General features: G+C 70.1%; 16 protein-coding genes. 8 read left to right on the top strand and 8 right to left on the bottom strand.

The genetic code is table 11. From position 1 onward, the window contains the following. Nucleotides 1-143: 143 nt before the first annotated feature. The gene (locus tag ACYVGQ_RS18115) at nucleotides 144-1,448 is read left to right on the top strand and encodes a hypothetical protein (protein WP_460786085.1); all 1,305 of its coding nucleotides are present in this window, start codon (nucleotides 144-146) and stop codon (nucleotides 1,446-1,448) included. A gap of 48 nt (nucleotides 1,449-1,496) precedes the next feature. Here the strand turns inward: ACYVGQ_RS18115 and ACYVGQ_RS18110 are convergent, their stop codons facing one another. From ACYVGQ_RS18110 to ACYVGQ_RS18085, 6 genes are all read right to left on the bottom strand, one after another. Further along, nucleotides 1,497-2,576: an NAD(P)-dependent oxidoreductase gene (locus ACYVGQ_RS18110; protein ID WP_460786084.1), complete on the bottom strand. Its 1,080-nt coding sequence runs from the start codon at nucleotides 2,574-2,576 to the stop codon at nucleotides 1,497-1,499. Further along, entirely contained in the window at nucleotides 2,573-3,424 is an 852-nt protein-coding gene (locus ACYVGQ_RS18105; protein WP_460786083.1) for an amidohydrolase family protein, read from the bottom strand. The genes ACYVGQ_RS18110 and ACYVGQ_RS18105 overlap by 4 nt, the downstream gene beginning before the upstream one ends. Continuing rightward, nucleotides 3,421-4,317 carry a carbohydrate ABC transporter permease gene (locus ACYVGQ_RS18100; RefSeq protein ID WP_460786082.1) on the bottom strand — a complete coding sequence of 299 codons (897 nt, stop codon included), beginning with the start codon at nucleotides 4,315-4,317 and terminating at the stop codon, nucleotides 3,421-3,423. Before ACYVGQ_RS18100 ends, ACYVGQ_RS18105 begins: the two co-directional genes overlap by 4 nt. 4 nt (nucleotides 4,318-4,321) lie before the next feature. Beyond that, nucleotides 4,322-5,206 carry a carbohydrate ABC transporter permease gene (locus ACYVGQ_RS18095; RefSeq protein ID WP_460786081.1) on the bottom strand — a complete coding sequence of 295 codons (885 nt, stop codon included), beginning with the start codon at nucleotides 5,204-5,206 and terminating at the stop codon, nucleotides 4,322-4,324. A gap of 87 nt (nucleotides 5,207-5,293) precedes the next feature. Beyond that, on the bottom strand, nucleotides 5,294-6,547 hold the full coding sequence (locus tag ACYVGQ_RS18090; protein WP_460786080.1) for an ABC transporter substrate-binding protein: 1,254 nt from the start codon (nucleotides 6,545-6,547) through the stop codon (nucleotides 5,294-5,296). A gap of 149 nt (nucleotides 6,548-6,696) precedes the next feature. After that, nucleotides 6,697-8,109, bottom strand: coding sequence for a hypothetical protein (locus ACYVGQ_RS18085; protein ID WP_460786079.1), 1,413 nt, complete (start codon nucleotides 8,107-8,109; stop codon nucleotides 6,697-6,699). Nucleotides 8,110-8,264: 155 nt separating this feature from the next. Between ACYVGQ_RS18085 and ACYVGQ_RS18080 the strand changes: the two genes are divergently transcribed. From ACYVGQ_RS18080 to ACYVGQ_RS18065, 4 genes are all read left to right on the top strand, one after another. Beyond that, nucleotides 8,265-10,871, top strand: coding sequence for a family 78 glycoside hydrolase catalytic domain (locus ACYVGQ_RS18080; protein ID WP_460786078.1), 2,607 nt, complete (start codon nucleotides 8,265-8,267; stop codon nucleotides 10,869-10,871). A gap of 108 nt (nucleotides 10,872-10,979) precedes the next feature. After that, nucleotides 10,980-11,885 carry an SMP-30/gluconolactonase/LRE family protein gene (locus ACYVGQ_RS18075; RefSeq protein WP_460786077.1) on the top strand — a complete coding sequence of 302 codons (906 nt, stop codon included), beginning with the start codon at nucleotides 10,980-10,982 and terminating at the stop codon, nucleotides 11,883-11,885. Between the two features lie 45 nt (nucleotides 11,886-11,930). Continuing rightward, entirely contained in the window at nucleotides 11,931-13,193 is a 1,263-nt protein-coding gene (locus ACYVGQ_RS18070) for an MGH1-like glycoside hydrolase domain-containing protein (protein ID WP_460786076.1), read from the top strand. Between the two features lie 75 nt (nucleotides 13,194-13,268). Further along, nucleotides 13,269-14,246: a sugar-binding transcriptional regulator gene (locus ACYVGQ_RS18065; protein WP_460786075.1), complete on the top strand. Its 978-nt coding sequence runs from the start codon at nucleotides 13,269-13,271 to the stop codon at nucleotides 14,244-14,246. A gap of 21 nt (nucleotides 14,247-14,267) precedes the next feature. Here the strand turns inward: ACYVGQ_RS18065 and ACYVGQ_RS18060 are convergent, their stop codons facing one another. After that, on the bottom strand, nucleotides 14,268-14,915 hold the full coding sequence (locus tag ACYVGQ_RS18060) for an aspartate/glutamate racemase family protein (RefSeq protein WP_460786074.1): 648 nt from the start codon (nucleotides 14,913-14,915) through the stop codon (nucleotides 14,268-14,270). A 143-nt stretch (nucleotides 14,916-15,058) separates the two neighbouring features. Between ACYVGQ_RS18060 and ACYVGQ_RS18055 the strand changes: the two genes are divergently transcribed. From ACYVGQ_RS18055 to ACYVGQ_RS18045, 3 genes are read left to right on the top strand one after another with little or no spacing between them, the layout of a single operon-like run. Continuing rightward, on the top strand, nucleotides 15,059-17,035 hold the full coding sequence (locus ACYVGQ_RS18055; protein WP_460786073.1) for a glycoside hydrolase family 127 protein: 1,977 nt from the start codon (nucleotides 15,059-15,061) through the stop codon (nucleotides 17,033-17,035). Beyond that, the gene (locus ACYVGQ_RS18050; protein ID WP_460786072.1) at nucleotides 17,035-18,300 is read left to right on the top strand and encodes a RuBisCO large subunit C-terminal-like domain-containing protein; all 1,266 of its coding nucleotides are present in this window, start codon (nucleotides 17,035-17,037) and stop codon (nucleotides 18,298-18,300) included. The genes ACYVGQ_RS18055 and ACYVGQ_RS18050 overlap by 1 nt, the downstream gene beginning before the upstream one ends. Then, nucleotides 18,293-19,528, top strand: coding sequence for a four-carbon acid sugar kinase family protein (locus ACYVGQ_RS18045; RefSeq protein WP_460786071.1), 1,236 nt, complete (start codon nucleotides 18,293-18,295; stop codon nucleotides 19,526-19,528). Before ACYVGQ_RS18050 ends, ACYVGQ_RS18045 begins: the two co-directional genes overlap by 8 nt. Nucleotides 19,529-19,530: 2 nt before the next feature. On the opposite strand, the gene ACYVGQ_RS18040 is transcribed toward ACYVGQ_RS18045, so the two are convergent. Further along, entirely contained in the window at nucleotides 19,531-22,386 is a 2,856-nt protein-coding gene (locus ACYVGQ_RS18040) for a glycoside hydrolase family 2 TIM barrel-domain containing protein (RefSeq protein ID WP_460786070.1), read from the bottom strand.

The raw sequence follows: 22,386 nt of genomic DNA, 5'->3' as shown, positions 1-22,386 counted from the left end.
TCGCCGGTGCACGTCGCCCGCCGTTCGTTCGCTCCACTGTATCGAAGGCGCATCCGATTCCGCGGGAGCGCCTCCCTCATTTTGAAACGTCTCATAAACTGGCCTCCTCGCCCCGCACCGCGGAATCGAAGGAGATCGACGGCATGGCACTCGACGAGATCGCAGCAAGCCTGTACGCATGGGACATCGCGGACGAGGGGATCGACCACGCCCTCGATGTCCTGCAGACCCGCGCCGGCGTGAACTCTGCCTATCTCGTGGGGCTCATGCACCATGAGAAGCGGCCGTTGACCGGACAGTTCTACCCGCACAACCCGAGGCGCCGGTACTACCTCCCCGAGGACTCCCGCGTGTACTGGCGTCCGCAGATGTCGCGCTACACCGGACGGATCCGCCCGCTGACCTCGGAACGCGACTTCCTGCGCGACCATGACTGGCTGACCGAGCTCGTCGACGGCGCCCGCGACCATGGCATGCGCACCGGCTGCGAGATCTCGCACACCGTCTTCGACGCCCGGATCGCCAGGGCGGAGTTCCCCGATCTGCTCCAGCGCGATGTCGACGACGAGTTCGCCGGCGCCGCCGAGGCGAACGAGCACGGCCGCGCGCTCCCCTGCGTGAACCAGCCGGAGGTGCAGGACTACCTGCTGAGCCTGTTCGGCGACCTCGTCCACAACTACGACCTCGACTACGTGCAGACCTGCCTCGTGCTGTTCGGCGGCGGCATCGAGGACCCCGGCGGGCGCCCCGTCGCCGGCCGGTGGCAGAACATCCTGGGCGTCGCGACCGGCGGATGCTTCTGCACCGCCTGCGAGCGCAGGGCGCGCGCCGAGGGGCTCGACTGGGACGCGATCCGCGCCGAGGTCGGCCATCTCGCCGCTCTGCAGCGCCGCCGTGGGCTCGAGGCCGTGCACGAACGCCAGATCCTCGACAAGTCCGCCGTCTCGGAGGCCTCGCTGCTGCTGGAGAACCCGGGGCTGGTCGCCTGGCTGCAGTTCCGCGTCCGGTCGGTGAACGCGCTGCTCGCGATGGTGCGGGAGGCGATCCGTTCGGCCGGGACGGGGATCGAGTTCCGCTACAACACCTACATGACGGTCCCCGAGCGGGCGGGTCTCGACTTCAAGACCGCTTTCGCCCATGTCGACTCCGTGCGGGAGTCGGACTACTCGGAGCAGCGCGGCGTGGCAGAGGGCATCGAGGTCAAGCGGGCGAAGCTCATGAAGGCGCGTCGGGCCCTCCGGGACGACCAGCGCCTGATCGCCGCGCTCGGCGTGCGGCCACGGGCCACGCCGGAGCTGCTGATCTCCGCGGTGCGGGCCGCGGTCGAGTCCGGCGCGGACGGCCTCTCGCTCGGACACTACGACGGTGCGACGATGGAACGGCTCGACGCGGTCGCGGAGGGCGTTCGCCGTGGGGAGGGCGATCAGTCCCACTGGCAGCCCGCCTGACCGGCTCGGGCGCCGTGCGAGCCGGCCGTCGACTCGGCCGAGGCAGACTCAGCCCTTCGTGCTCTGCTCCCTCGGCACGAGGCGGAAGCGCGGGCGGATGCCGGTGAGCACCCGTTCCACCTCGTCGACCATGTAGTCGAAGAAGCGCCGCTCCGCGGCGTCCGTGACGCCGGCGATGTGCGGGCTGAGGAACACGTTCGGCATCGCGCGCAGCGGCGAGTCCACCGCCAGGGGCTCCGGGTCGACGACGTCGAGGCAGGCGATCACGTCGCCCGCGCGCAGCCGTTCGATCAGCGCCCCGGTGTCGACGACGGGTCCGCGCGAGACGTTGACGAAGACCGCGCCGGGCTTGAGCAGGGCGAGCTCCGCGGCTCCCAGCATCCCCGCCGTCGCCGTGGTCAACGGCACGAGGCAGATCACGACGTCCGACCGGGAGAGCACGACGTCGAGGTCGGCGAGGTCGATGTCGTAGGCGTTCGCGAGCACGTCGGGAGCGCCGGGATCGTATGCCAGCACGTGCACGCCGAAGGGGTCGAGGAGCTCCAGCAGCCGCCGTCCGACGTTCCCGAGGGCGATGAGCCCGACCGTCTTCCCGGTCAGCTCGCCGTTCAGATATCCGGGGTCGTCCAGGAACACGGTTCGATCCGGCCACATCGACTCTCCCGCGACCAGACGGCGGAAGTGGGCGCCGGCATTGCGCAATCCGATGAGCGAGAGGCCGAGCGCCCACTCCGCGACCGGATCCGAGGAGCCGTTGGTCGTGTCCACCGCGACGATGCCGCGGCGCGCGGCCGCCTCCACGTCGACGCGCGCGGCGAAGCGGTCGCCGTGGGTGTCGCCGATCATGCGCAGCCGCGGGGCGTCCGCCATGATCTCGTCGGTGATCCGCGGGGAACCGTATCCGACGACGAGGGCGTCGAGGTCGCGGACGAACGCCCGCACGCGCTCGACCAGCTCCGGCTCCTCCGGCGGAGCGCCCGTCGTGCGGTCCGGCCCCTCGAGCTCGAGCCAGATCACCTCGGCGGAGCGCCCGAGCCGTTCGACGGCATCCGGGAAGAAGTACCGCTGCCGTGCCGCGGCCGTCACGATGACGCCGACGCGCGGCCGTCCGCCTGGCGCCCCGCTCATGCGATCCTGTCCCTCTCCCGCAGCAGGCGCTCGGCCGTGCCGCCCTGGATGCTCTCGACGTCCTCGGCGCTCAGGAAGCCGGCATGCTCGCGCAGCACCTGCAGCGCCTGACGGTAGCTGTGATGCGGCAGCAGCGACGGCCAGTCCGACGCCCATACCATCCGACCGACGCCCCACGACTCCGCGAACGCCCGGACGATGCGGAGCCGGTCGGCGTACGGATAGTCCCACGGACGCTCATGTCCGTAGTAGTACCCCGACACCTTCACGAGGAGATTGGGGATGTCGTCGTGGTCGAGCACGAGCCTCAGCCCCTCGTCCACGCCCTCGGGGTGCAGCATCACGACGCCGAGATGGTTCACCAGGAACGGCACCTCGGGGAAGCGCCCGGCCACCGCGCGCAGATCGTCGAGCCAGGCCGGCGGGACGGCGAGGCTCACCAGCAGCCGCTTCTCGGCGGCGACGGAGAAGAGCTCCAGCCCCTCGTCGGAGAGGAGCCATCCGTCGTTCTCGGGAGCGAGATAGTGCGAGACGCCGACCGGATCGTGCCGGTCCACCAGGGCCCGCAGCCGGTCGGCTGCGCCCGGCCGGTGGTAGTCCGGTCCGAAGCGGCTGTCCAGATCCGCGATCTGCAGGAGCCGGCCGGGATGCCGGGATGCCGCGTCCCGGCCGTACTCGTTGTTGTCCTCGGCGTTCTCGATCCGCGCGCTCACGACGAGCGCCACATCCACCCCTGCGCGGTCCATCTCGAGCACGAGGTTCTCCGCGCTCCCCCTGGAGTCCGCGTCCGGCACGTCCGGCCGGTACGGCCAGCGCGGCCAGGTGTGGGTGTGGGTGTCGACGATCACCCCTTCACCGATCCGGCCGTGAGCCCCTTCATGACCTGCTGGTTGATGAAGAGGTATACCGCGAGGGTCCCGAACACGATGAGGCTGATCCCGGCGAACAGCGGCCCGTAGTCGATCGAGCCGTACTCGTCGCTGAAGTGCAGCAGCCCCACCTGGATCGTCGACAGATCGGAGTCCGTGGTGAACGTCAGCGCGATGAGCAGATCGTTCCAGACCGAGAAGAACTGCAGCAGCGCGACGGTGAAGATGCCGTTGCGCACCATGGGGAGGCCGACCGAGAAGAACGCGCGGTAGGGGCCGCCGCCGTCCAGGGTCGCCGCCTCGAACAGCTCGCGCGGGATCGATCGGAAGTAGGTCGCCATCAGGAAGACGGTCAGGGGCAGGCCGTGTCCGACATAGGTGATGATCAGCGGCAGATAGCTGTTGATGATGCCGGTCTTGAAGTAGATCGTGAACAGCGGCAGCAGCACCATCTGCAGCGGGACCATCATTCCGCCGACGATGAGGAAGAGCACCGTGTTCCTGCCCTTCCAGACCATGACCTCCAGGGCGAAGCCCGCCGCCGCGCCGAGCAGGATGATGAGCGCGAGCGAGGGCACCGTCACGATGAGGCTGTTCAGCGCGTAGCGGCCGAGGTTGCCGGACGTGACGGCGTCGACGAAGTTCTCCCACTGCAGGCCCGACGGCAACGACCACAGCGGAGCGCTGACGATCTCGTCCTGCGTCTTGAACGCGCTGGTGAGGAGCCAGAACAGCGGATAGATCTCGATGACCAGGAGCACCGCGACGATGAGCTTGATCACGAGCCCCCAGGCGATGGGTCTGGACGGCTTGCGCGGCCGCCCCGCGGATTCGCGGAGGGCGGCGCGGGGAGCCTGCTGAATGGTCGTCACGTTCTCATCCCTTCGTCAGGTCGCGCCGCGAGCTGCGGAACACCAGCAGCGTCACGAGCAGGCACACCACGGTGATCAGCAGCGCGAGCGCGCTGCCGTAGCCGAAGTCGCCGTAGGTGAACGCGTTCTTGTACATGAGGAGGTTCAAGGGGGTCGTCGCCGTTCCCGGACCGCCGTTGTTGAGCGCGAGGATCGAGTCGAAGACCTTCAAGGAGGAGTTGAGGCTGAAGATGACGGTGGCCATGAGCACCGGCAGCGACATCGGCAGGATGATGTGGCGCACGAGCCGCAGGCCGCTGGCGCCGTCGAGCCTCGCGGACTCGAGGATCTCCTCCGGGATCTCGATGAGCCCTGCGAAGAGCAGGATCGCGAAGAATCCCATCGAACGCCACAGATCCATGATCACGATGACGATGAAGGCGTTCTCGCCGGTCGCGAACCAGTCCACGGCCTGCTGACCGAACAGCTCGATGATCGAGTTGATCGGGCCGGTCTGCGGCGAGACGGCGAAGAGCTTGTTGAACAGCAGGCTGATCGCGACCGTGGGCAGCACCACGGGGAAGAACACCAGGGTGCGGACGAAGGTCGAGCTCCTGCGCAGCGCGAAGACGTACAGCAGCGCGAGGAGATACCCGAGGAGGATCTGTCCCGCGCTGATCACCACGGCGTACTTCAGGGTGAACAGCAGCGCCTGCATCGCCTGCGGATCGCTGAAGAGCCGCTCGATGTTGACCCAGCCGACGAACTCGAATCCGAGGACGGGCGTGCCGTCCATGAACGCCAGGAAGAAGGACCAGACGGCGGGGACCACCATCACGCCGACATAGAACAGGAGAGCAGGTACCAGGAAGACGAGGATGGCCTTCTTGTTACCGAGGACGTGCTTCACGAGTGTCCTCTCGGTCAGGGGACGAGGCGGCTACGACCAGGGTCGTCGCCGCCTCGTCCGGCATTGATCTACTACCAGGGCCCCGGATCAGCGTCCGGCGTCCAGCGACGCCTGGATCTGGGCCATGTAGTCCTCAGCAGACATCGCACCCGTCAGCAGCGGCGCGGCGTTGCCCGAGGAGTCGGCGTTCGCCTGGGGGGTGAACAGACCCTCCATCCACAGCACGGAGCTCGGCGCCGACTCGATGATGTCGCCGATCTCCTGCGTCAGCGGCGGGACGTTCTCGACGTCGCCGTTGACCTTGAAGCCGGAGAAGCTGCCCTGCACCTCGAGCGCCTGGGCGCCCCAGTTCTCGGCGATGCAGGTCAGCCAGGAGCCGACCTCGTCGTTGTACGCCTTCTTGTTGATGACGTTCGGCGAGCCGACGTTGGTCGGGATGCCGTCGATCTCCGGGAACGTGAAGAACCCGATGTCCTCGCCGACCTTGTTCTGGGCGGGGTCGTTGACGTTCGCGAGGAACCACGAGCCCATGTACATCATGGCGGCGTCGCCGTTGAGCATCTGCGCGTTCATGGTGTCGTAGTCGAGGTTGGTGATGCCCTCGATGAAGTCCGGGCCGAGGTCCTGGACCCACTGGGCGGCGGCGACGTACTCCGGGTCGGTCAGCTTCGCGTCGCCCGAGGCGACCTTCGCCAGCGCGTCGGAGCCGACCATCGCGTAGATGGTCGCGCCGACCCAGCGGCTGATGGTCCAGCCGGTGCCGCCGGAGGCGACGATCGGGGTGACGCGGGCGGCCTTGAGCTCGTCGGCCGCGGCCTTGAGCTCGTCGAGCGTCGTGGGCACCTCGATGCCGTTGTCCGCGAAGATCTTCTTGTTGTAGAAGATGCCCTCGGCGTTCAGCTGCAGCGGAAGGGTCGGGATGGTCCCGTCGTACAGCTGCTCGATCACCGATTCCGCGGCCGGGGTCACCTGGTCCCAGACCCCGAGGTCCGTCAGCGTCTCCTTGAGGTCGAGGACCTGTCCGGCCTGCTCGAGGTCGCCGCCGGGCTTGACGAGGGACTGTGTGCCCGCGTAGAAGACCGGGAGGGCGTCCTGGCCCGCGAGCAGGGAGATCCGCGACTGGAGGTCCGCGCTCGGGGTCTGGTCGAGCTTGTAGGGCAGGGCGGCCTCGGCGTCAGAGCACTGGTCGTCCTTCAGGATGTCGAAGATCTGGCCGGTCTGGGTGTTCTCGGTCGAGACGAGGACCGAGAACTCCTTCGGATCGGCGGATGCTCCGGATCCGGAGGCGTCGCCGTCGCTGGAGGAACATCCTGCGAGGACGAGACCGGTCAGTGCGGTCATCGCGATAGCCGTGAGAGCGCCTCGACGGCGCCTGGTCATGATCACCATCAAACTCCTTTGTTGGGTGCCTGCCGCAATATCGCGGCTGCGGGTGAATGAAACGTTACAAGTTGCTTCAGCCGGATGTCAACATCCGTAATAAAATCGTTTCAAAGTGCGTTCGAGGCGCTCCATCCGCGCACCTCGTCACCGGCCGCCTCGAGGTTGGCGAAGGTCATCTCCGAGTACTTCCGCGACAGCAGCAGACCGTCCGCACCGCCGTCGAGAGCCGCGGCCACGGACTTGCGGACCTCGATCGGCGTCGTCTGGAAGACGTGATCCGGCGTCGGCACGTTGACATCGATGCCCGGATACACCGAAGCCCTCCCGCCCACCGCGGCGACGGTGCGCCGCGTCTCCCTCCGCACGTAGTCGGGCGACAGCCCCGTGCCGGGGAGGTCCTCGAACGCGATCGCCTCGTCGTAGCCGAGCGCGTGGCGGAACAGGTCGAACACCGTCTGCTCCGGAACGCCGCGGAAGATCCGCTGCGTGACGTTCTTGATGTAGTGGTGGAGACGGTAGCCGGCGCAGTTGTTGTACAGGACGGGCTTGACGAAGTCCGAGTACGCGGACATCCGGTCGAAGTCGACCTGCGACCGGTACCACGGCGAGAACGAGTTGTGATGCCACACGTGCCAGCCCACCTGGATCCCGGGGGCGAGGAACTTGGCCGTCCCGTAGATGCGCGCCTGGAACTCCTCATAGCCGCGGTACCAGAGCTGGTCCCAGGCGATGATCTCGGGATAGGCGCCCAGCAGCCGGAGGAAGCGGATGAACGCGGAGTCCCCGACCGGCACGTCGGGGGCGCTGTCATTGCACAGCCGGTCGAGCTCGAGGTATCCCTCACGCGCCCGGCGGACGTCGATGCCCTCGCGCTCGCCCGCCTCGACGCACCAGCGGCAGAAGCAGTAGGGATTGCCGTTGCGGGCGAACCCGCCCTCCGAGATCGCGTTGTCGAGCGGGCCGTTGCGCTCGGATCCCCACATGATCCCGTCGAGCCCCTCGTACTCGCCGACGTGCTCCTCGATGATCGACAGCCACCAGTTGACGTAGTCGGGGTTGCGCAGGCAGGCATAGGCGTCCGCCCGCCCCCAGGCGTCCACCTGCAGCACCTTGGGCCAGTTGGGGACGTTGCGGCTCAGCCCGGAGTGGGTGTTCTCCAGCAGGAAGGCGTAGACGCCCATGCCGCGCTCCTTGGCGGCGGGGGTCACCTCCGCCAGGACGTCGAAGCCGGCGACCTCGGCGTCCGCGGCGCGATGCGGCTTCAGCACGGTGCCGCCGTAGTGCTCCTCGTGCGGGGTGAGGAAGGAGCCGCCCAGATGCAGGTCGTCCTTCGACTCCGGGCCGTGACCGGGCCACGGCCGGTAGAGCGTCTGCCGGCCGGCGACGCCTCTGTCGAAGCCGTGGGTGTTGACGAAGACGGTGTTCACCGCCCCCTTCTCCGCGACGGTGTCGAGAACGTTCCCGACTCCCTCGTCGACGAACGAGATGGCGCCGATCTGTATGCCGACCATCAAGGACATGCGAGCCTCCTGCCGCATTCGCGCATGGCCCCGACGAGGACCAGCGACCATCCTTGGTCGCCCTTCGAACGTTAGATTCTGTTTTGAAACGTGTCAAGTTCACATAGGATGCGCTAGAGTCAGCAAATTGATACGTTCCAAAGAAAGGGCGACCAATGACGGGACGACCCTCCCGACCACGCATCGAGCACCACAGGGATCCTCTCGGGATCGGCGAGTCCGCCCCCCGCGTCTCGTGGACCACCGAGGCTCCGGCCGGCTGGACGCAGCAGTCCTACGAGCTCGAGGAGACGCGGGACGATCGCACAGCGAGCGTGACGGTGTCCGCTCCTGAGCAGATCCTCGTCGCGTGGCCGTTCGAGCCGCTGTGCTCCCGCGAGCGCGTCGCCGTGCGCGTGCGCCTGACCGGCGGCGACGGGAGGACGGGCCCGTGGTCGGAGCCGGCCGTCCTCGAGGCGGGCCTGCTGGAGCCCGACGATTGGAGCGCCGTGCCCGTCGGAGCCTCCTGGGCGGAGGACCCGGAGTCCGACGACCGTCGTCCCTCGCTCGTGCGCCGCGACTTCCACGCCCGCACCGGCCTCGTCTCGGCTCGCCTATACGCCACGGCGCACGGCCTGTACGAGGTGGAGATCAACGGCCGGCGCGTCGGCGACGACGCGATGTCGCCGGGCTGGACCGTCTACCCGAAGCACCTGCGGTACTACACCTACGACGTGACGGAGCTCATCGAGGAGGGCGACAACGCGATCGGCTCCTGGCTGGGCGACGGCTGGTACCGCGGCCGCCTGGGCTGGCGCGCCGGCTTCCGCAACCTCTTCGGCTCCGATCTCTCGCTCCTCGCACAGCTCGAGCTCCGCTACGCGGACGGCAGCGTCGAGACCGTCGCGACCGACGGCTCCTGGACCGCGGCGCCCAGCCCCATCATCCGCACGGGCAACTACGACGGCGAGGACTACGACGCCCGCGAGGAGCAGACCGGGTGGTCCGCTCCGGGGTTCGACGCCTCGTCCTGGACGCCGGTGGCCCTGCACGAGCAGGACCCGGCCGTCCTCCGCGCCCCGAGCGGCCCGCCGGTGCGCTGCACGCAGGAGATCGCGCCCGTCGCCGTGATCGACGCACCCGGCGGCGGGAAGATCCTCGACTTCGGCCAGAACCTGGTCGGCCGCCCTCGTCTGCGCGTCACCGGTCCCGCGGGCACGACCGTGCGCCTGCGCACCGCGGAGGTGCTGCAGGAGGGCGAGATCTACACCCGTCCGCTGCGCGGCGCGCGCTCGACCGATCACTACACGCTCGCCGGCCGCACGGAGGGCGAGGAGTGGGAGCCGCGGTTCACCTTCCACGGCTTCCGCTACGTCGAGGTGGACGGATGGCCCGGAGACCTCGACGCCGCCGTGGCCGAGGGCGGCATCGTCGCGAGGGTCTACCACACCGACCTCGAGCGCACGGGCTGGTTCGAGTCCTCCGACGAGCTGCTCAACCGGTTCCACGAGAACGTGGTGTGGGGCATGCGCGGCAACTTCCTCGACATCCCCACCGACTGCCCCCAGCGCGACGAGCGCGTGGGCTGGACCGGCGACATCCAGGTGTTCGCGCCGACGGCCTCGTTCCTCTTCGACGTATCGGGGATGCTCTCCGGATGGCTGCAGGACGTCGCCCGCGAGCAGCTCCCCGACGGCACCGTCCCCTGGTACGTGCCCGTCATCCCTGCGCATCACATGTGGACCCCGATCCGGCCTGGCGCCGCCTGGGGCGACGTCGCCACGATCACCCCGCTCACGCTCTTCGACCGATTCGGGGATGTCGGCGTCGTCGAGCGCCAGTACGACTCCGCACGACGCTGGGTCGACCTCGTCGAAGGCCTCGCCGGTCCTTCCCGGCTGTGGGACGAGGGCTTCCAGCTCGGCGACTGGCTCGACCCCGCCGCTCCCCCCGCCGACCCCGCGGACGCCACGACGGATCGCTATCTCGTGGCGACCGCCTACTACGCGTACTCGGCGCGAGCGGTGGCGCGGATGGCCGGGCTCCTCGGGCGCACCGAGGACGAGGCACGTTACTCCCGTCTCGCGGACGAGGTGCGGGACGCCTTCGCGGCGGCGTACGTGCTCCCCGACGGACGGATGACCAGCGACGCGCAGACGGCGTACTCGCTCGCCATCGTCTTCGATCTCATCCCCGATGAGTCACGGCGCAGGGCGGCAGGAGACCGGCTCGCGCAGCTGGTCGCCGAGGCGGGGAACCGGATCGCCACCGGCTTCGTCGGAACGCCGCTCGTCTCCGACGCGCTGTCGGCCACAGGGCACCTCGACTCGGCGTACGACCTGCTGCTCGAGGAGGAATGCCCCTCCTGGCTGTACGCCGTGCGGCAGGGCGCCACGACGGTATGGGAGCGCTGGGATGCGCTGCTGCCCGACGGGACCGTCAATCCCGGGCAGATGACCTCGTTCAACCACTATGCGCTCGGCGCGGTCGCGGACTGGATGCACCGGTACGTGGCCGGTCTCGCCCCTGCGGAGCCGGGTTACCGGAGCATCCTCTTCCGCCCCCGCCCCGGCGGCGGCATCCGACACGCCTCGGCTCGGCACCTCACCCCCTACGGCGAGGCGTCGATCCGCTGGGAGCTGACGGACGACGTGATCTCCGCCGAGGTGAGGGTGCCCACGGGCACGACCGCCGTGCTCGACCTTCCCGGCGGCGAGCCCGTCGCGCTCGAGTCGGGCGTTCACCACGTCTCGGCGCCTGTCACGGGGATGCTGGTGGCATGACCGCGACGGTGGTCGTCCGCGGCCTCGGCCTGGACGAGGAGGAGCGCGCCCGGCTGCGCGCGATCGTCGAGCGCGAGATCGGCTGTTGACGGGCCGGCCGATGCGAGGATGGGCGCCGTGAGGGATTCCGAGACCGCTCTCCTGGCCGACGGCGCGTCCGTCGAGCACCTGGCCTCCGGCGCGGCGTGGAGCGAGGGACCCGTCTGGCTGCCCTCGACCCGCCGCGTCCGGTGGAGCGACATCCCGCGCTCCCGCATCCTGGAATGGGATGCCGGGACGGGCGAGACCTCGGTCGTGCGGGAGCACGCCGAGTACCCCAACGGGCGCACCCTCGACCTCGAGGGGCGCATCGTGCAGTGCAGTCACGGCAGGCGCGCCATCGAGCGCGAGACGCCGGACGGCCCGGAGATCGTCGTCGATCGCTGGAGCGGCGGGCGCTTCCACTCCCCCAACGACGTGGTCGTCGCCTCCGACGGCGCGATCTGGTTCACGGACCCGCCGTACGGACTGCACCCCAACGGGCGGGAGGGCCGTCCTGCGCCGCGGGAGTACGAGGGGTGCTTCGTCTTCCGCGTCGACCCGCGGTCCGGCGTCGCCGAGCCCGTGATCACGACGATGGTGGAGCCGAACGGGCTCGCGTTCTCGCCCGACGAGCGCACGCTCTACGTCGCCGACACCGGGTTCTTCGGCGGGGCGCCGGAGGCGAAGCACATCCTCGCCTTCGACGTCGAGGGCCTCGGACCGGCAGCGCGGGGGACGACGTTCGCCCGCGTGCCGGTCGGCGCCGCCGACGGCTTCCGCGTCGACGAGCAGGGCAGGGTCTGGACCTCCGCCGGCGACGGCGTCTACGTGTACGCCCCCGACGGGACGCTGGTCGGCGGCATCCCGGCGCCCGAGCGCATCTCGAACGTCTGCTTCGGCGGGGACGACGGGACCACGCTGTTCCTCACCGCCGCCGGCGGCCTCTACGGCGTCCGGACCACCACGCGCCAGGCGCCCCGCCCGCCGGCCTGAGCACGCTCTCTCCCTTTTCGACCGGCTCGAAGAATCGAGGACACGATGGACCGATCCACCCGCCTGCTCGCGGACTACATCATCACCAGCTCCGAGCAGATGACCCGGCAGCCGTCCGGCGTCCTGACCCACCCGTACACGGTGCCGAGCACCCCTGATTCGCCGCTGTACTCCGCGGCGCTGTGGGACTGGGACTCCTGGTTCACGAGCGTCGCCCTCGGCCAGGTCGAGGCGGATGCCGGAGCGCCGGGCCGCTTCCGCTCCTTCGAGGAGGGCGTGGTGCGCAACTTCCTCGAGCACACGGACGAGGACGGCGTCATGCCGATCCTGCTCAAGACCGACGGCCCGATGCTGCACGGCGACCCGGGGCGCGAGGCCGGCTTCTCGCAGAACATGCACAAGCCGGTGATCGCCCAGCAGGCCGCGCTGCTCACGCAGCGCGGCAGGGACGTCGCGTGGATCCGCGACGGCCTGCCGGTGATCGAGCGCTTCCTCACCCGCTACCTCGAAAGCCATGTGCACGCCGCGACGGGCCTCGCCTACTGGCAGACCGACTTCGCCGTCGGCGTCGACAACGATCCGTCGACCTTCTACCGAGCCGACGGCAGCTCGGCGTCCGTCTACCTCAACTCCCTGCTCTACCGCGAGCTGCTCGCGTTCGGATATCTGCTCGAGGAGGTCGACCGTCTCTCGGACGCGATCCGCTGGCGCGGGCACGCGCAGGACCTCGCCGATGCGATGCAGACGCACCTCTGGGACGAGCGCGACGGCACCTTCTACAGCGCCGATCTCGCCTTCCGCGACATCGATCCGGCCGACTGGCTGCACGAGGGGGCCCCGCGCGCATGGTCGTCACTGCTCCTGCGCGTGGACAGCTGGTCGAGCTTCCTGCCGATGTGGGCGGGCGTCGCGACGCAGGAGCAGGCCGAGCGGATGCGGGAGCGGATGCTCGACCGGCGCACCTTCCGCGCGAACCACGGCGTGCGAACGCTCTCCCGCCTGGAGAAGATGTACGACCTGCGTGCGACGCACAACCCGTCGAACTGGCTGGGTCCGGTGTGGGGGGTCAGCAACTACCTCGCCGTCCGCGCGCTCGCGCGATATGGATTCCACGACGACGCCAGGACCATCGCCGAGGAGACCGTCACGCTGTTCGGCCGAGACCTCGTGAAGTCCGGCTCGCTGCACGAGTATTATCATCCCGACACGGGAGAGCCGATCATGACGAGAGGCTTCCAGAACTGGAACTTCCTCGCGCTGAACCTGCTCGCGTACCTGGAGGACCGTCCGCTCGTCGCCGAGTTCTGACCGGTCGGGTGGAGTCGCCCTCCGGTTCTGAATATCCTTTCGTTAGCGAATCAGGATTCCGGAACAGGAGCGGTCATGTCTTCGAGTGCCTACGGCAAGCCCGTCGACGGGCAGCTCCGCCTGATGACGAAGGTCGCACGCATGTACCACGAGCGCGGCATCCGGCAGGCCGAGATCGCCGCCGCTCTGAACATCTCGCAGGCCAAGGTGTCGCGTCTGCTGAAGCGCGCGGCGTCTGCGGGGATCGTGCGCACCACGGTGACGCTCGCACCCGGCCTCCACGCCGCGGTCGAGGAGCAGCTGGAGAAGTCGTACGGTCTGGCCGAGGCGGTGGTCGTCGACGTCGATCCGGACGCGGATGCCGCGGAGACGCTCGCGGCCATCGGCGCCGGCGGGGCCGCGTACCTCGAGGCGACGCTCGCGGGCGCGGACCGGATCGGGATCTCGTCCTGGAGCCAGACCCTGCTCGCCGTCGTCGAGCGCATGCATCCCTTCGCGGCGCGCGGAGCGAGCGAGGTGGTGCAGCTGCTCGGCGGCTCCGGCGCTCCGGAGGTGCAGGGTCACAGCCACCGGCTGCTCGGCGACCTCGCTCGCATCCTGCGCGCCGAGGCCGTGTACGTGCAGTCCCCCGGAGTGGTGGGCAACGCGCAGATCCGCGATTCGCTGATCGCGGAGTCCGCGATGCAGGACGTCGGACGCCGCTGGCGGGAGCTGACCATGACGATCATGGGCATCGGCGGCATCGAGCCCAGCGACGTCCTGGCATCCAGCGGCAACGCCTTCACCGCGTCGGACAGAGCCGAGCTGCTCTCGGACGGCGCGGTCGGCGACATCTGCCATCGCATCTACCGCCTGGACGGCACCCCCGTCCAGGGCGAGGTCGACGGGCGGATCATCGCGATCCCGGCGGACGAGCTGAGGCGCGTTCCGAGACGACTCGGCATCGCCGGGGGCACGCACAAGATCGATGCGATCCGAGGGGCGCTGGCGGGCGGCTGGGTGAACGCCCTGATCACCGATCTGCGCACCGCGCAGGAGCTGCTGGCCGAATGAGCCCGCCCTCCGGCTGCCCGATCAGCCGGAGATCGCGTCGCGCAGGCGCGTGATGCCCGGCTCGAGGCTCGTGAGCACCGGCACGGAGACGGAGACGGCCGCGGCCGCGCTCGCCATGGACGCCTGTGCGAGCACGACGACGTCGTTCTCGCCGGCCAGTCGCATGATCGCGCCGGCGACCAGCTCGTCGTGCGCTGCACGGTCGCCGGACGAGACCGCGGCGAACGCGCCCTCGACGACCTCGCTGACGATCCGCGGCTCCGCTCCTGCGAGGGCGGCCCGCTCGGCGATCAGCCGGGTCGTCGGCGCGAGCGTCGTCGGCAGCGTCGCGATGACGGCGATGCGCTCGCCTGCGGCGACGGCTTGGTCGGCCATGGCCTCGTCGATCCGCAGGACGGGGATGCCCAGCCGCTCGGAGAGCGGTGCGGCGTATTCCGAGATCGAGGAGCAGGTCAGCATCACGGCGTCGGCACCGGCGGCCTGCGCCGCGCGCACCAGATCCTCGAGCCGGGCGTCCACGGACGAGGAGCGCTCCGGGTCGGCGAGGTCGGCGACGATCTTGTCGTCGAGGTAGTTGACCGTCGCGGCGTCCGGGAGCAGACGGCTCGCGAGATCCATGACGGGTGGGATGACCACGGCGCCGGTGTGCAGGAACGCGATACGAGTCATCTCCGGGCCTTTCGCTCGTCTGAAACGCTACCGAGGAGCAGAAGATGTGTCAACACTCAGTGCTGCAAGAATATTCACTTCGCGCCGAACCCGTGGAATACTGAGAGCGTCAGCCGATCAGATCGCCTCGAACAGGACCCTCGATGACGAGCACCGCTCCCCACGCCCCCCTCCGCCCTCTCGACGCCTCCAGCGCCCGCTGGTCCAGCGGCTTCTGGGGAGGTGTGCAGCACCGCACCTTCGCGACGACCGTCCCCACGATGTGGGATTCGCTGAACGACGACGCGCTCAGCGCCGGCATCCGGAACTTCCGCATCGCCGCCGGCCTCGAGGAGGGCGAGCACTTCGGCCCTCCCTATATGGACGGCGACGTCTACAAGTGGATGGAGGCGGCCGTCGCGTCCCTCGAGCTCGACTTCGACCAGCGGCTCGCCGACCGCCTGGAGGAGCTCGCGGACCTCATCGCGTCGGTGCAGCGGGAGGACGGCTACATCCACACCCCCGTCCTGATCCGCGCCCGTCATACCGAGCAGGCCACCGCGCTCGCGAACCGCTTCCACTTCGAGACCTACAACCTCGGGCATCTCATCACGATGGGCGTCCGTCACCACCAGGTCACCGGCAGCGAGACGCTCCTCGAGGTCTCGAAGAAGGCCGCCGGCTACATGGCCGGCCTCGCGGCGGACGAGCCGCTCGAACTGGCCAAGAGCGCGATCTGCCCCTCGCACTACATGGCCGTGATCGACCTCTACCGCGCCACGGAGGATCCGCGCTATCTCGACCTCTCGGAGGCGTTCCTGCGGGTCAGGGACGCCTTCGAAGAGGGCGGGGACGACAACCAGGACCGCATACCCGTACGCGAGCAGACCGAGGTGAACGGCCACGCAGTGCGCGCCAACTACCTGTACGCGGGCGTCGCCGACCTGGTGGCCGAGAACGGCGACCAGGAGCTGCTGCACGTGCTCGAGGGGCTGTGGGACAGCGTCGTCGACAGGAAGCTCTACATCACCGGCGGCTGCGGCGCGCTGTACGACGGCGCCTCCCCCGCAGCCACGCCGTGGCAGGACACCCTCAGCCGCGTGCACCAGTCGTATGGCATGCAGTATCAGCTGCCCAACACCACCGCGCATGCCGAGTCCTGCGCGAACATCGGCATGATCCTGTGGAGCGAGCGGATGCTGGCGCTGACCGGCGACGCCCGCTACGCGGACGTCATCGAGCGGATCGCCTACAACGCCCTGCTCGCGAGCATCAGCCTGGCGGGCTCGGAGTACTTCTATACCAACGCGCTGCGCCAGGTGCGCGACCTCCCCTATCCGCTGCGGCGCCCCGGAGACACCGCCCTGCGCCCCATCCCCGTTCCGCCCCCTTCGGACGAGCGCTTCCGCCAGCGCTACCTGAGCTGCTTCTGCTGCCCGCCGAACATCGCGCGCACTCTGGCGCGCTTCCACGAGCGCGCCGCCTCCATCTCGCCCGACGGGCTGTTCGTCCACCAGTACGGAGGCAGCGCGATCGAGCTGGCAGAGGGCGTCCTCGGCCTCCGCGAGGACAGCGACTACCCGTGGGACGAGCGGATCGCGTTCACCGTGACGGCGGCCTCCGATGGCGGGATGCCCGTGCACCTGCGCATCCCCGGGTGGTCGTCCGGCGCGACGCTCACCGTGAACGGTGCGGAGCACCCGGTCTCCGAGCCCGGCTCGTACACTCGCATCGACCGCGCCTGGAGGGTCGGCGACGTGATCGAGCTCACCCTGCCGATGCCGGTGCGCGTGCTCCGCGGGCACCGGCTGGCCGAGGAGATCACCAACCAGGTGGCCGTCCAGCGCGGGCCCGTGGTCTACGCGCTGGAGAGCGCCGATCTGCCCGATGGCGTGCTGCTGGAGCAGGCCGCCTTCCGCCGGGGCGCGGGCTTCGACCTCGTCCGGTCCGAGATCGAGGGCGTGCCGCTGGTGACGCTGGCGACCGACCTCGCCGTGATCCCGGATGCCGAGGAGGACGACCTCTACGCCGACATCGACGACGCGGCGCTGCGCACCGCGCCCGCCCGGCTGATCCCCTACTTCGCCTGGGGCAACCGCGGACGTGGCGAGATGTCCGTCTGGCTGCCGGTGGTGTGGTGATGACGGCTGTCTCCCCCGACCACGTCGTCGCGACCTACGTCATCGAGACCTCGCTCCCGCTGCTGCAGGCGGCCGAGGTGCTCGCGGGCGAGCAGTCCACCGGAACGTTCGTGCGCGTCGAGCGGGAGTCGGACGAGGTCCGCGCCCGGTTCGCCGCCCAGGTCGAGAGCCTCGACGAGATCCCGCTCACCGGCGCCTCGCCGCTGCCGGGGACCGTCGGCGACCCCGCGGCGCGGCGCAGGGCGCTCCTGCGGCTGCGGTTCCCGCTGAACAACTTCGGCGCCTCGCTTCCGAACCTCATGGCGGCCGTCGCCGGGAACCTCTTCGAGATCAAGGAGCTCGCGGCGATCAAGCTGATCGATCTCGACCTGCCTCCCGCGTTCGCCGAGCGCTACCCCGGACCGGCCTTCGGCGTCGAGGGGACTCGCCGTCTGATGTCGCGTCCCGACGGCGCGATGATCGGCACGATCGTCAAACCCAGCATCGGCCTGACCCCCGAGCAGCTCGCGGAGCTGGCCGGGGAGCTGGCCGCGGCCGGCGTCGACTTCATCAAGGACGACGAGCTGCAGGGCAACGGGCCCTCGGCCCCGCTGCACGCCAGGGTCGCGGCCGTGATGCCCGTGCTGAAGCGCCACGCGGACCGCACCGGCGTGATGCCCATGTACGCCTTCAACATCACGGACGACATCGGCCGGCTCGAGGAGAACCACGACCTGGTCGTCGCCGCGGGCGGCACGGCGGTGATGGCCTGCGTGAACCTCATCGGCTTCGCGGGTCTCGAGTTCCTGCGGCGACACGCCGCGGTGCCCATCCATGGGCACCGCACCATGCTCGGCGGCATCATGCGCTCCGGGCAGCTGGGGATCGGGTTCCGTGCATGGCAGAAGATCGCACGGCTCTCCGGCGCCGACCACCTGCACACCAACGGCATCAGCAACAAGTTCTACGAGACGGACGCCGAGGTGCTCGACTCGATCGCGGCGGTCCGCGAACCCCTGCTCGGGATCGCTCCGACCGTCCCCGTGCTCTCCAGCGGCCAGTGGGGAGGCCTCGCCCACGCCACCTACGCGGCGGTCGGCACGAGCGATGTGCTCGTGCTCGCCGGCGGCGGCATCCACGGGCATCCGGACGGCGCGGCCGCCGGCGTCGAGAGCATGCGCGCCGCCTGGGCATCCGCCGAGCGGGGCGAGACGGTCGAAGAGGCGCTGCGGGACTCCGGCCCGCTGCGCCGCGCGGTCGAGCGGTTCGGTCCCGCGCGTGTCTGAGGGGATCCGCGTCGCCTATTACGGCGACGACTTCACCGGCAGCGTCGACGTGCTGCTGCAGTTCGCGCGGCACGGCTGGTCGGGGCGCCTCTTCGTCGGCACGCCGGACGGCGCGCAGCTGCGCGCCGCCGCGGCCGGGCACGATGTCGTGGGCATCGCCGGCATCGCCCGCTCGCTGCCGGCAGATCGGCTCGACGAGGAGGTGCGCCCGGCGCTGGAGGCGCTTCTCACGCTCTCACCGCAGGTGATCCAGTACAAGGCCTGCTCGACGGCCGACTCCTCTCCCATCGTCGGCAGCATCGGTCGCGTGATCGAGATCGGACGCGAGGTCGTCACCGCACGACCGGTGCCGATGCTGTTCGCCCAGCCCGACTTCGGCCGCTACACGGTGTTCGGCACGCACTTCGCCGCCGAGGACGGAACGGTCCACCGGCTCGATCGCCAGCCGACCATGTCCGCGCATCCGTCCACGCCCATGGGCGAGGCCGATCTCGTCCGGCACTTCGCCGCGCAGACCGCTCTGCCGATCGGCGGCATCGCCCGGATCGAGTACGCTCACCTGGCCGCGCGCCTCGCGGCGTCCGCGGATGCCGCGGTCGTGCTGGATGCCGTCGACAACGCGGACGCCGAGACCGTCGGCCGCGCCGTGCTGAGTCTCCCCGCCCCGGTGTTCGCCGTGGGCTCCGGCGGACTCAGCTGGGGGATCGGCGCCGCGTCCCCGGGTGCGCACGTCGCGATCCCGGCGACGACGCCGGCACGCGGGCCGGTGCTGGCCGTCTCGGGCAGCAGGTCTGCGCAGACCCGGCGCCAGGTCGAGCACACGGCGGCGGCCGGCTGGCTCGTCGCCCCTCTGGATTTCACGGACGCGACGGAGCAGATCGCCGTCGTCCGGGGAGCGCTGATCGAGGGGCGCAGCGTCGTCCTCACCTCGGACGATGCTCCGGAAGAGGACACGCTCGAGCGGATCGCGGCGACGTCGGCCGCCGCGATCCGGTCCGCCGCCGATCTCGCCCGCCGCGTGATCGTGGCCGGGGGCGACACCTCAGGGCGGGTCACGCGGATGCTCGGTGTGACCTCCCTCGAGATCGCGGCGAACCCCACCGGGAACGTGGTGCTGCTGCGTGCCGCGTCCGCCGCCCGCGATGTCGACGGCCTGGAGCTGCTGCTCAAGGGCGGCCAGGTCGGAGCCGACGACCTCTTCGAGAGCATCCGCCTGCTCGGCGCCTGAGCTCAGCGGGGTTCGGTTCTGAATCGGACCGCGAGGCGAGCGGCCTGCGGGTGCAGGCGATGCTGCGGGAGCACACCGGGCCCGCACGCCGCCGTGCCGACTCCGTGGACGCGCGCGTTCAGGGAGAGGACGAGCCGGCCGGTGCCGGCCGGAAGCTCGTGGGGATGCGTCGCGGCGGCCAGCTCGGCATCCGTCCATGGCCGCAGAGAGAAGGCGAAGGGCTCTCCCTCGACGACCAGCCAGCGGTCGCCATGCGCGATCGCGAGGACGCCCGTGTCCGCCCGCACGCCGTTGTCCTGCGGGCGCAGATACGACTCCTGGAGCCCGGCGACCGTGGTCTCGAACCAGCCCAGCCGCGCACCGGAGCCGGTGTCGGGGTAGCTCTGCCCGAATCCACGCCCGAACCAGCGCACAGCGGTCTGTTCGTCGAGCCCCGGGAGCACGAGGTCCCAGCCGATCCGCGGCAGGGTCGTCTCCTCGCCCCAGGGTCCGAAGGGCGCCACGTCCGCATCGAGCAGCAGAGCGCCGTCCTGCGCGCGGAACCGGACCGTCTCGTCGAAGCCGACGTCGCGACCGGGGAACCCCCACCGCATCCGCCTCTCCTCGTCGCCGAGGCCGATCAGCCGCCCCTGCGGGGCGAACAGGTGCAGATCACGCCAGGACCGCGCCTCCGAGGAGCCGCCCAGCTCCACCATCCGCACCGCGAGGTCGTTGTCCGTCGGCGCGCGCCATACGCCGAGCGACGGCCCGTCCAGTCGGATGCCGTCGCTCCGGATGCCGCGACGATCGACGCTCCACGACGACCGGCGATCCCCGGCAGCGCGACCCGCGGCCCACGCCGGACGCGCGATGAGATGCTGCCCCCACGCGACCTCGTGTCCGGCCGGAGCCCAGACGGCGTCCTCGGCGAGCACGGCGCTCACCGTGATCAGGACGGCGTCCGGATCGGCCCGCAGCGTCACGACCGCCGAGGCTCCGGGAGCGACGGCCGGCACGGCGACCGCCTCATCGCTCGTCGATCCGTCGGCCCGCAGACGGCGCACGACGTAGGCGTACTCGGAGGTGTCGGTGCGCTCCTTCCGGTTCCGCACGGTGACCGCGCTCGCGGTGACCTCCAGGTCGACAGGCCGGAAGACGGCCTTCAGGTCGTCGAGCGCCGGCCGTCCCACCCGGTCTGGCGAGACCAGGCCGTCCGCGACGAAGTTGCCGTCGTGCACCGCCTCACCGAAGTCACCGCCGTACGCGTAGGCGCGCGCGCCGTCGGGTCCCGGCACGGCGATCCCGTGCTCGAACCATTCCCAGACGAATCCGCCCTGCAGCCGAGGGAACCGGCGGAACAGCTCCTGGTACTCCTCCAGCCCTCCGGGCCCGGTGCCCATCGCGTGCGCGTACTCGCACAGGATGAAGGGCTTGTCGTTCAGCCCGCTCAGCTCGCCCTCGTCCGCGAGCACCACGGCGTGCCGCGGCAGCGTGACAGGCTCGAACCGTCCGATGCGCTCCAGCGCGGCGTGCTCCGCGTACATGAGCGAGAACACGTCCGAGTGCTGGAAGGAGTAGTCCCGCTCGTAATGGATGGGACGCGTCGGGTCCAGCGCGAGCGCCGCGGCGCGCATCGCGCCGAGGTTCGCCCCGGCGCCGCTCTCGTTGCCGAGCGACCACAGGACGACGCTCGGATGGTTCCGGTCGCGCGCGACCATGCGCTGCATCCGATCGACGAGCGCGGCCTGCCAGGAGACATCGTCGACGGGATTGCCCCGATCGCCGACCTCCGAGAACCCGTGGCTCTCGAAATCGCACTCGTCGACGACCCAGAATCCGAGCTCGTCGGCCAGGTCGAGCAGATAGGGCAGAGGCGGGTAGTGCGCGGTGCGGATGGCGTTCACATTGTGACGCTTCATCGTCAGGAGGTCCTCGCGGATGTCCGAGACCGTGACCGCACGCCCGCGGTCCGGGTGGTGATCGTGCCGGTTCACACCGCGGAACAGCACGGGGATGCCGTTGACGAGCAGCTGCGCGCCCACGATCTCGATCCTGCGGAAGCCGATGCGGACGATGGCGCGCTCGCCCTCCGCCTCCACGACGAGGGTGTAGAGCCTGGGGTCCTCCGCCGACCACGGCCGCACGCCGTCGACCCGCAGCTCCTCACCGGCCTGCGCCCGGAGTCCGAGCTCGTCGATCCGCAGCGTCGCACCGGCGGCGCCCGTCACCTCGGCCCGGAGGATGCCGGCGCCGGTCGCCGGGTCGTAGTCCGCGAAGACCTGCAGGTCTTCGATCCCGGCGTCGGGCAGGAGCAGCACCTCGACCGGGCGGAAGATTCCCGACAGCCACCACATGTCCTGATCCTCGACGTAGCTCGTCGCGCTCCACTGCACGACTCGCACCCGAAGGTCGTTGGCACCCTCGTGGGCGAGGGCCGTGACATCGAACTCGTGGGTGTTGCGGCTGCCCTTCGTCTCCCCCACCGGGACGCCGTTGAACCAGACCGCCGCGGAGTTGTCGACACCGTCGAAGCGGAGCACGACACGGCGACCCGCCAGCGGCGGGAGCACGACGTCGCGCTGATAGTCGCCGACCGGGTTCTCGTCGGGGACGTGGGGCACGTCGACGGGGAACGGGAACTGCACGTTCGTGTACGCCGGACGCCCGTAGCCGTGCAGCTGCCACATCCCGGGGACGGGAAGGAGGTCTTCGCCCCGCACCGGCTCGTCCCCGAGCCCGTGCGGGGCGGCCGACCAATGGAACCGCCATTCGCCGTCGAGCGCGATCGTCCGGGCGTCCGTCTCGAAGCGCGCCCGCGGTGCGAGCGCGCCGCGACCGGGGCCGAATCCCGCGATCAGGTTCGCCGTGCTCTGCGACAT

It is taken from the genome of Microbacterium tumbae (assembly GCF_054780175.1).
This window is presented reverse-complemented; position numbering and strand designations above follow the sequence as displayed.